The organism is Pseudomonas sp. zbq_18 (assembly GCF_043102245.1).
GTDB lineage: Bacteria > Pseudomonadota > Gammaproteobacteria > Pseudomonadales > Pseudomonadaceae > Aquipseudomonas.
The window spans coordinates 24071-32975 of record NZ_JBICIT010000023.1; the positions used below are offsets into that span (position 1 = coordinate 24071).

An 8905-nucleotide genomic window follows, 5' to 3' on the forward strand; every position below is an offset into this window, starting at 1 on the left:
GGGCCTTACCTCAGACAGTCAGGGATTCACTAAAACGTTCGCCATAGCGCGCCAGGATGGCGTCGCGGCGCAGCCGGCCATTGGCCGTGAGCAGGCCATTGGCGGCTGTGAAGGGTTGCTCCAGGCGTAACCAGCGGCCGACCCGGGCGTAATCCGGCAACACCGCGTTGGCCTGCTGCACCGTGGTTTGCAACTGGGCATCGGTGCAGTTGGGATCAAGCGGCCAGAGCAGCGCGACGTTCTCCGCCAGGCTTTCGCCATGGACAAAGGCCTGGGCGATCACCCCGCGCTGGGTCAGTTCGGACTCGACCCACTCCGGGTTGACGTTGCGACCGAAGCTGGTGACGAACTGATGCTTCTTGCGCCCGCGCAGCTGCAGGTAGCCATCGGCGTCGAACTCACCGATATCGCCGGTCGCCCACCACTCGCTCTGGAACGCGGCCTCGCCGAGGTAGCCGAGCAGATGCGAGCCAGCCACCAGCACTTCGCCGTCCTCGGCCAGGCGCACGCGCACATGCGGCAGTGGCTTGCCCACCGTACCTGGGCGCACCGCGCCAGGGCGGTTCAGGCAGACCACCGAGGCGCACTCGGACAGGCCATAGCCTTCATAGACAGGCAGCCCGACCTTGGCGGCCCGTGCCAGCAAATCTGCAGATACCCGCGCACCGCCCACGGCGATAAAACGAAAGCCCCCCACCGGCATCAGACCGCGCTCGACCGCAATCACCAGGCCGAGCAACAGCTGCGGCACCAGAATCAGGCTCTGCGCACCGCGCATGGCCATCTGCCCGAACAGGCGAGGCCAATCGACAGCACTGGCACCACTGATGCCCAGCTCCTGCTGGCTGGGCAGGCTGAGCGTGGCTCCGGCCAGCAAAGCGGCGTAGATACCCAGGTTCTCCAGCAGCACCGCCAGCGGCAACACGGCCAGGTATTGCTGCGGCGCCGTCTCGCGGCTGGCCTGTTCCAGCTCGCGAGCCACCTTGAGCATGCTCTCGGCACTCAGGCACACCCCCTTGGGACTGCCGGTGGTACCCGAGGTGTAGGTGATCTTGGCCGTACCCTCGGGGATCGGTAGACGCCTGGCAGACACAGGAGCGCGCCAGAACAGCCCCTCCTGCTGAAAACCACAGGCCTGCAGTTCATCAGCCATGCGCGGCTCGACGAGCGCCAGAGTCGCCCCGCTCTGCTGCAGGCAGTGGGCCCGCTGACTGGCGCTGAAGAACGGCGGCAGAATCAGGCAAGCCACGCCGGCGAACAGTGCCGCCAGGTCCCACAGTACGACCTCTGGCCCATTGTCCAGAGCCAGCGCTACCACTTCGACCTGTTCGGTGCGCAATAGGGCCTCACGGCGCTGTACCTCTTCGAACAGGCGCTGGTAATCCAGGCGCTCAGTGTCGCCCCACAGGGCCAGGCGCTGCGGCTGGCTCTCGGCATGAGCCAGCAGGGTATTGCGCAGGAAACTCACTTCAGGCTGCATGGATATCCTCCGGGCAAGGCTGGAGAAATCCCAGGCGCTGCATCACGCCCTGCTCGCAGAGACGGCGATTGCCCAACTGGATATTGCCGGCGAAGACCTGCGGGTGCTGCTCGTAGTACTGGCCCCAGTCGTGGCGCTGCTCGCCCAGCAGGTTGGGGTCGGCCTCGCACAGGCGCATCGGCTCCAGGCCCAGGCGACGGAAGCTGTTGATCAGGGTCGGGGCGCCGGTAAACACCACCCACTGCAAGCCGCGATGGGCCAGCAGGCCGGTCATGGCAATGATGATCAGCCGCGCATTGCCAGGGCTGCTGGCCGCCAGATTGCCGACTTCGACGATCTCGCCACGCTGCACCGGACGTTCCGCCAGGCGCGCGATCACAGTCTGCGCCGGCACCTGCAGGTAGTGTTCGAGAAACAGGTTTTCTTCACGTGCCAAACGCACGCCGCACACCGCGGTCAGCTCACCGACAGGATTGCGCAGGCCGATCAGCTCCGGCATGAAGCGGCTGATACGCGCGCCATGGGCCTCGTTGAAGCGGGCCTGAACGAACGCCTCGAACCGCTCGCGTGACTCTGGGCTATCCGCCAGCCAGAGGCTGGACTGCTGCAGGGAATCGCTGCCGAAATACAGCGGAAAGGGGATGTTCCAGGGGTGTTGACTCATCGAACGCCCTCCACGGGGTTGACCATGGAGGGCAGTATCGGCAGTGAGTCTTAATGAATTCTGAAGCTAGAGAATCTCAGTGTTCCAGGCGGGCCAGACGTTCTTCCAGGGCCGCCACTCGGGCTTCAAGCTCGGCGAGGCGTGCATCATCCACCGCGCCACGAGCCGGGGCGTCAGCCTGGCGCGCGGCCAGCAGGGCTTCCAGATCCGCCGCCGCGCCCAGCTGGTGCATATAGCGATCCTCGCGCTGGCCGCTCTGCCGCGGCAGCAGCACCACCAGCTCACGACCGATCAGACGCTCCAGCTGGTGCTGCACCTCGGCGGTGTCTTCGAAGGCGTAGAGGCGATTACTGCGGGTGAGCAGTTCACTGAGCGTCTGCGGCCCCCGCAAAAACAGCAGGCCCAGCAGCGCTTGCTGGGGTTTGACCAGCTCCAGCGCCTTGTCCACCCGATGCTCCCAGCGATCAGCGCGGCCGCCCATCACCAACCGGGTAAAGCCGAGTCCTTCCAGAGCGCGCAGGGCCTGGCCGACCTGGCCTTCGGTGAGGTTCATCAACGGCTCGCGGCTGGTCTTCTGATTACAGGCCAGTACCAGGGCATTGAGGGTCAGCGGATAGGTTTCCGGGGTGGTGGCCTGCTTCTCGATCAGGCAGCCGAGAATGCGCACATCGATGGCACTGAGCGGCGCGCGCTCGGTCAGGGGTTCGCTGGTCATAGGGCTTTCCAGTCTGTGGATAGGGTTTCAGCCTGCCACGCCCAGGCGTGATTGGGAACTTGGCAGGCCGACTAGTCGGCAGCACTTACCACCTGGTTTCGCCCCTGACGCTTAGCCTGGTACAGCGCCTGATCGGCATCCTTGAGCCAATGATTGGCATCCAGCTGCATCGGGCTATACCCCGCCAGGCCGATGCTCAGGGTGATCTGCAATTGCGGCGCCAACTCGCTGCGCACCTCGGCCAGCTCCTGGCGCAGACGCTCCATCACATCGGCCGCCAGAACCGCAGGGGTGTTGGGCAGGATCACGCAGAACTCATCGCCGCCATAGCGTCCAGCCAGATCGTCTTCCCGCAGACTCAACGCCAGGCGCTCACTCAGCAGACGCAGCACGCTGTCGCCGACCAGATGGCCATGGCCATCGTTGATCGCCTTGAAGTGGTCCACATCGATCAGCGCCACGGTGGCGCGATGCTGCCCCTGCCGGCACTTGTCGAACTCGCGGTGCAACAGGTCCTTCCAGTGCCCGTGGCTGTAGAGCCGGGTCAGGCTGTCGGTGCGGCTGACCGCGCGTAGCGCCTGCTTGTGCTCGGCCAGCCTGATGCTCAGGCGATAACTGACCCAGCCCAGGGCCAGCGGGTAGAGCACCAACATTGGCAGGCAGGCGTAGAGCTGCAGCATGCTGGTTTCGGGATTGAAGGCCGGGCCGAAGGTCAGCAACCCCAGAAGCATGCCAACCAGCATGCTCAGGCAGCCCTTGAAGAAGAACCTGCCGCCACCGGCGGCGATATTGTTCATGGCCATCATGGCCAGGATGGTCACGCTCGGCAGTGCATTGAACTGCATGGCCGCCGCCCAGAAACCGCCGAAAACCGAGTCGATCAGCAGGTTGCGCCGTTCTGACTTGAACGGCGCTTTCGACATACGCGCCAGTAGGTAGGCCAGGTGCGGCCAGAGAAAGCCATTGAACACCAACAGCGCCCAGCCCCAGGGCTGCGGCTGCAACGGCCACAGGCCGGCAGCGACGCACATAAAGCCGACGCCCAGCCCGATGCTGCGCGGCAAGTAGATACGCTTGGCGAAGGAAAGGCCCGAACCGGTGCTTCTGTCCATGATCACATCCGGAGGAAATGCACTGAGAATGGGCGCCTGGCAGCGACTTTACAAGAAACGCGAAACACTCACCCTTGAGCAGCAGGCCGCCTGCGGGTAAGTTCGCCGCATGTCGCCAGGAGAGCTTCATGAATACCCGCCACCTGCTATTTGCCCTGCTGCCGTTATTTGCCGGCTGCCAGATGTTCAGCGTCTACAGCAACAAACCCGTCATCCCGCCGCAACGCCTGCAAGGGCAGCTGACCCAGAACGAGGGTCGCCTACTACTGGCTCCATGTGGCGAAACCCGCAGCATCGAAGTGGTCAATGACGGCAGCAGTGAGATCGTCCGCGAAGCCGCAGGCTTGTTTGCCGACGGCCACCGCGAGCTGTTCGTCGACCTGCTCGGCGATGTGACCGGCAGCAAGAGCCAGGGCGTGGACGGCGAGCTGCAGCCACGCCTGGTCTACCGCCTGCAAGGCGAAGGCCCGGGCTGCGGCGCACCAGGCTTCGAGCGTTTGCTATTGCTTGCCAGTGGCCATGAGCCGGATTGGAGCCTGGGCGTCAGTGGCAAAGGTCTGGTGCTGCAGCGCCTCGGCCAGGAGCCACTGGCGGTGCCCTACCTGGAAGAACAACTGCCGGAGGGCCGCTTCAATCTCAGCAGCGAAGCCAACGGCCAGAAGCTGGAGCTGTGGCTGGCACCCCAGCGCTGCACCGACAGCATGAGCGGCAGCGTGCAGCACCTCAGTGCCGAGTTGCGCCTCAATGGCGAAGTGCTGCGTGGCTGTGCCTACTTTGGCGGGGCCCGTCGCTAACCCGCAATACGCAGCTCCGAACCTGGCCGCCTATGCTGAAAGGCAAGACCAGACAGAAGGAAACTGCCATGTTGCGAATTGCCCTGAACGGATACGGGCGCATCGGTCGCGCCCTGCTCCGCGCCTTGTTCGAACGAGGGCTGGAAAACCAGATCCGCATCGAAGCCATCAACGAACTCGGTGATTTCACCACACTCGCCCACCTGACCCGGTTCGACTCGACCTTCGGCCGTTTTATCGGCCAGGTCGAGCTGCAAGATGACATCCTGCAAGTGCGTGGTCAGCCCATCCGCCTGAGCAACCAGAAAGACATCAGCCAGTTGCCCTGGAGGCAACTGGCCGTCGACGTGGTGGTCGATTGCACCGGCAAACTGAAGAAACGCGCCCTGGTCGAGCAGCATCTGAACGCTGGCGCCCCGCGCGTGCTGCTCTCGCACCCACTGGAAGCAGCCGACCTGACCGTGGTCTACGGCGTCAATCACCACCTGCTGGGCAACCAGCAGATCGTCTCCAACGCCTCCTGCACCACCAATTGCCTGGCCCCGTTAGCCCAGGCGCTACACACCACGGTCGGCATCCGCCAGGGGCTGATGACCACGGTGCACGCCTACACCAACGACCAGAACCTGCTGGACAAGACCCACAGTGATCTCTACCGGGCTCGTGCGGCGGCGGTGTCGATGATCCCCACCAGTACCGGCGCGGCCAAGACCATCGGCCTGGTGATACCGGAACTGACAGGACGCCTGGATGGCATGGCGGTACGGGTACCGACCAGCAATGTGTCGTTACTCGACCTGACCTTCACCAGCGAGCATCCCACCAACCGCGAGCAGATCAACGACATCCTGCAAAAAGCCGCGCGGCAGCTGCCGTTGGGCGTGATGGAATGCAACGAACTGCCGCTGGTGTCCAGCGACTTCAACGGCTACCCGGTATCCTGCGTAGTCGACCTCAACCATACCCGGGTAGAGGGTGACAACCTGGTCAAGGTGCTGGCCTGGTACGACAACGAGTGGGCCTTCGCTAATCGCATGCTGGATGTGCTGCTGGCCTGGCTCAAGGCCTGAAGGAGAGATGCGGACGGGAGCCAGTAATTCGGGCCGATATCAGATTAGGTGAGCCTCATCGTCGCCCAACAGGCCACTCAAGCCCTCTATTTCGGCCCGGGTCACCGCCCGCTGATCCAGCTTGCGCCGGGCAGCTTCAGGGAGATCGGTATAGCGAATAACACCTTTGCTCACCAGAGCAGTGACCACGTCCTCCAGCACCCGGACCAACTCCAGGTCAGAATCCTTGAGGCTGGCCAGGCGCTCCCTGACCTCTTCCCGAGCCGCGATCCACCGATGCAGCTCATCACTCTCCACCGCAAGCGTTTCGTTCATGCCTTCGAACGGGTCATGTTCCACCCGCAACAACCGCCCCTCCGCGTCCCGCTGCACGTACACCATGTGACCTCCCTCCGGGCATGAAAAAGCCCGCTACCCGGTTAAGGGTAGCGGGCTGAGCATAATTACACCGGCGCCAACTATGGAAAGATCAATCTGACCAACCTTGTGCGATTAGTCAGACTGTATCGACCTTGAGAGTACCATCGCCCAACATGCTCTGAATCAGCGCTGATTCATTTCCAACGGCATGGCCATAGCTGGCATAGAGGTTCACATCCTGTAGCACTATGGTCAGCTCATTGGAGACTGAAGGATCGGCCACAGAGGTTTCACTGACCTTGATCACGGTATCCAAAGCAGCGCCTCCCGATACGCTGGCCAAGGAGATATCAAGGAAGTTCAGCAGGTTACCTATACCACCGGTAGTGTTCTCGCCGCTCAGCAACTGCGACAAGTCAAGGCTATCGCCATTGGCATTACCGTTGTAGTTGTGAATGAAGTTGAGGATGGTATCGGTACTTCCTCCTGCATCACCGGCCTGCCAGATGAAGGTATCCTTGCCTGAGCCTCCGGACATTAGATCGTTGCCCTTACCGCCGATGATGATGTCATTGCCCTCCTGCCCGAAAATCCAGTCATCACCAGCAGCACCAATCAGGGTGTCATTACCCAAAGCACGCCCAGACTCACCACTCAACTGCAGGGCATTGGCTTTGATATAGGCCAGCGTATCGTCACGGTCCCAACCGGTGTAGGCCGCTCCCACGCCCTGTCCGGCCTCAAGTGCCGCAAATACAGCCCAACCAGCGCCTGGCAGTGTGCTCAAACCTGCAGCAGCAGCAAGATTGTCGGTGAAAAGCACATCACCGAATATCAGGTCGTTACCATCCCCTCCTTCAATCCGGTCATTACCCGCATCGGCCAGCACTGTCTCTGGATTAAAGTTGAGCAGAACACTCTGCAGTTGATTGCCGCTCGTCACATTGGTGGCTACGTCAGGATTGATATTGCCCGGCTCACCCTCCACCTGGTTGAGAATATCCAGCGCAGATGCGCTGACATTGATACCCACTGCCTGAATCTGTCCGAACAGCGACTCCAGCTTGGCAACCTCGCTCACATTGTCATCATTGCTGGTTCCGGCAGGGTTATAGGTACCCAGTATCTGCTGCACTGCCGTCGTTGACGAACCATTGAGTGTAGTGCTGGACAGATTGGTCGAATTGGCGTTGAGCCAGCTGTTGGGCGCTCCGTCGGAGATGAAGATGGCCTGGTTGATCACGTTGCCGCCCGTGTAAGGTGCACTACCTCCTGCGCTACCCACCCAATTCAACGCTACTTGCAGCGCGGCCTCATAGTTGGTGTAGCCCTCAGCAACCATACTGTTAACCGCCGCCTGCGCAGCAGACAGCCCGCCGGGTGCTTTGAGATCGAAGACGCCAAGGCTCGCAGCGGAGCTGTCAAAGCCAACCAGATTGACCCGGATATTAGCTGCCGCACCTGCAGCTAGAGTTACCAACATGGTATTGACCGACAGTTTGAGCGCATCCATCCGACTCATGGTCGTGCCATTGAAGGAAATGTTGGATGTCATGCTGCCCGAGGAGTCCATCATTATGATCAGGTTGACATCCTTGCCCACCACACTGGCGCGTCCTTCGTCCCCAACCAGTACATCGCCACCGGCCTTGCCCTTGATCACCCCTGCTCCACCTGAGACCACGTAGGGCACAGAACTGCCACCCACATCGTTGGCATTGGAGCCAACGATGAAAGTTGATGGCACAGTCGGCTCAAAGGTGACATTCAGTGTAGCGTTGGCCTTATCGCCGTCGCCATCTACTACGGCTAAGTCCAGGCTGGTCAAAACCGGGCTCTCATCAATACGGTCGACGATGCTGATCTTCTGAACACGAAAGCCCTGAGAACCGCCGGCATCTGAAAGTTCCACTCGAGTGATATTGGTCAGAGTGGTTGGGATCTGTGACTGGACACTATCCGTGAACAGGGTACTGCCGGCCTCGGTTACCACGTCACCATTGGAATTGGTGCCATAAACCGTCCAATTCACCGTATTAGTGGCAGCATTCGACTGAATATCAATAGAGAAGGACACCTTCACCGCTGGCTCGCTGAAATCGAAATACAGCGTTTCGCTGCCATCGACCCACTGATTATCCGTGGCTAGCCCCTGAACACTGGAGTTGACCGAACCAATCGAAGAATCGATGGACACCACCACAAACTGCCCCGCCGGAATGGCATCACCGGGCTTATAGACCGCACCGGTATTGGTCACTACCAAGTAGTCCTGATTGCCACCCGGGATATTGCCAAAGGTGGCGGAGAACTCCTGGGTGGCGGCATCAAGCTTGCCATCCATATCAATGACATAGTTGCCGGCAGTGTCCAGCGTAACGCTGAATACCAATTTCTGCCCCGCTCCTCCGGTATAAGGCCCGGGCACAGTGCTGGTGTAGGCATAAAGCACGCCAGTGTTCAGCGGATTAACATAGTAGAAAACCGTCGCCTCATTGGAGGTCAAGGCGGTGGCAGAATAGGTCGTTGTCGAGCCATTCCAGCCGACGATATTGCCGGTCAGATCCGCACGACCTGCTCCATCACTGCCTAGATCGACCAACGAGCCACCCGTTGTGTAACCGTCGGCAGAGTTCGCCAGTACGGCGGCTTGAACATTACTGATGGCCGGACCGTCGTCCTCGAAGCCCAGTACCGAGCCCAGATCCAG

At 61.2% G+C, this 8905-nt stretch carries 8 protein-coding genes; 2 read left to right on the forward strand and 6 right to left on the reverse strand.

Annotated elements, in window-relative coordinates; all coding sequences use genetic code 11:
• Window positions 1-10: 10 nt before the first annotated feature.
• The 4 genes from ACF8C6_RS18475 to ACF8C6_RS18490 all read right to left on the reverse strand — a co-directional run bounded on the left by ACF8C6_RS18475 (window position 11) and on the right by ACF8C6_RS18490 (window position 3971).
• Window positions 11-1480 carry an AMP-binding protein gene (locus ACF8C6_RS18475; protein WP_392500661.1) on the reverse strand — a complete coding sequence of 490 codons (1470 nt, stop codon included), beginning with the start codon at window positions 1478-1480 and terminating at the stop codon, window positions 11-13.
• On the reverse strand, window positions 1470-2144 hold the full coding sequence (locus ACF8C6_RS18480) for a thermostable hemolysin (protein ID WP_392500663.1): 675 nt from the start codon (window positions 2142-2144) through the stop codon (window positions 1470-1472). Before ACF8C6_RS18480 ends, ACF8C6_RS18475 begins: the two co-directional genes overlap by 11 nt.
• A gap of 76 nt (window positions 2145-2220) precedes the next feature.
• Window positions 2221-2859: a YceH family protein gene (locus tag ACF8C6_RS18485; RefSeq protein ID WP_392500664.1), complete on the reverse strand. Its 639-nt coding sequence runs from the start codon at window positions 2857-2859 to the stop codon at window positions 2221-2223.
• Between the two features lie 71 nt (window positions 2860-2930).
• Window positions 2931-3971, reverse strand: a complete 1041-nt coding sequence (locus ACF8C6_RS18490; protein WP_392500665.1) for a diguanylate cyclase — start codon at window positions 3969-3971, stop codon at window positions 2931-2933.
• A 128-nt stretch (window positions 3972-4099) separates the two neighbouring features.
• Here ACF8C6_RS18490 and ACF8C6_RS18495 point away from each other — a divergent pair, with 128 nt between their 5' ends.
• Both ACF8C6_RS18495 and gap read left to right on the forward strand, forming a co-directional pair.
• On the forward strand, window positions 4100-4765 hold the full coding sequence (locus ACF8C6_RS18495; RefSeq protein WP_277692123.1) for a COG3650 family protein: 666 nt from the start codon (window positions 4100-4102) through the stop codon (window positions 4763-4765).
• Window positions 4766-4833: 68 nt separating this feature from the next.
• Complete coding sequence (gene gap, locus ACF8C6_RS18500) at window positions 4834-5835, forward strand: type I glyceraldehyde-3-phosphate dehydrogenase (RefSeq protein WP_392500666.1); 1002 nt, start codon at window positions 4834-4836, stop codon at window positions 5833-5835.
• 39 nt (window positions 5836-5874) lie between these two features.
• Here gap and ACF8C6_RS18505 read toward each other — a convergent pair whose 3' ends face one another.
• Both ACF8C6_RS18505 and ACF8C6_RS18510 read right to left on the reverse strand, forming a co-directional pair.
• Entirely contained in the window at window positions 5875-6216 is a 342-nt protein-coding gene (locus tag ACF8C6_RS18505; protein ID WP_392500668.1) for a tryptophan synthase subunit beta, read from the reverse strand.
• Between the two features lie 115 nt (window positions 6217-6331).
• The coding region (locus ACF8C6_RS18510; protein WP_392500670.1) for a VWA domain-containing protein at window positions 6332-8905 on the reverse strand (2574 nt) is incomplete at its 5' end.

Coding starts and splice junctions, on each gene's coding strand:
- ACF8C6_RS18475 (WP_392500661.1), bottom strand. CDS start 1,480: ATGCAGCCTGAAGTGAGTTTCCTGCGCAATACCCTGCTGGCTCATGCC.
- ACF8C6_RS18480 (WP_392500663.1), bottom strand. CDS start 2,144: ATGAGTCAACACCCCTGGAACATCCCCTTTCCGCTGTATTTCGGCAGC.
- ACF8C6_RS18485 (WP_392500664.1), bottom strand. CDS start 2,859: ATGACCAGCGAACCCCTGACCGAGCGCGCGCCGCTCAGTGCCATCGAT.
- ACF8C6_RS18490 (WP_392500665.1), bottom strand. CDS start 3,971: ATGGACAGAAGCACCGGTTCGGGCCTTTCCTTCGCCAAGCGTATCTAC.
- ACF8C6_RS18495 (WP_277692123.1), top strand. CDS start 4,100: ATGAATACCCGCCACCTGCTATTTGCCCTGCTGCCGTTATTTGCCGGC.
- gap (WP_392500666.1), top strand. CDS start 4,834: ATGTTGCGAATTGCCCTGAACGGATACGGGCGCATCGGTCGCGCCCTG.
- ACF8C6_RS18505 (WP_392500668.1), bottom strand. CDS start 6,216: ATGGTGTACGTGCAGCGGGACGCGGAGGGGCGGTTGTTGCGGGTGGAA.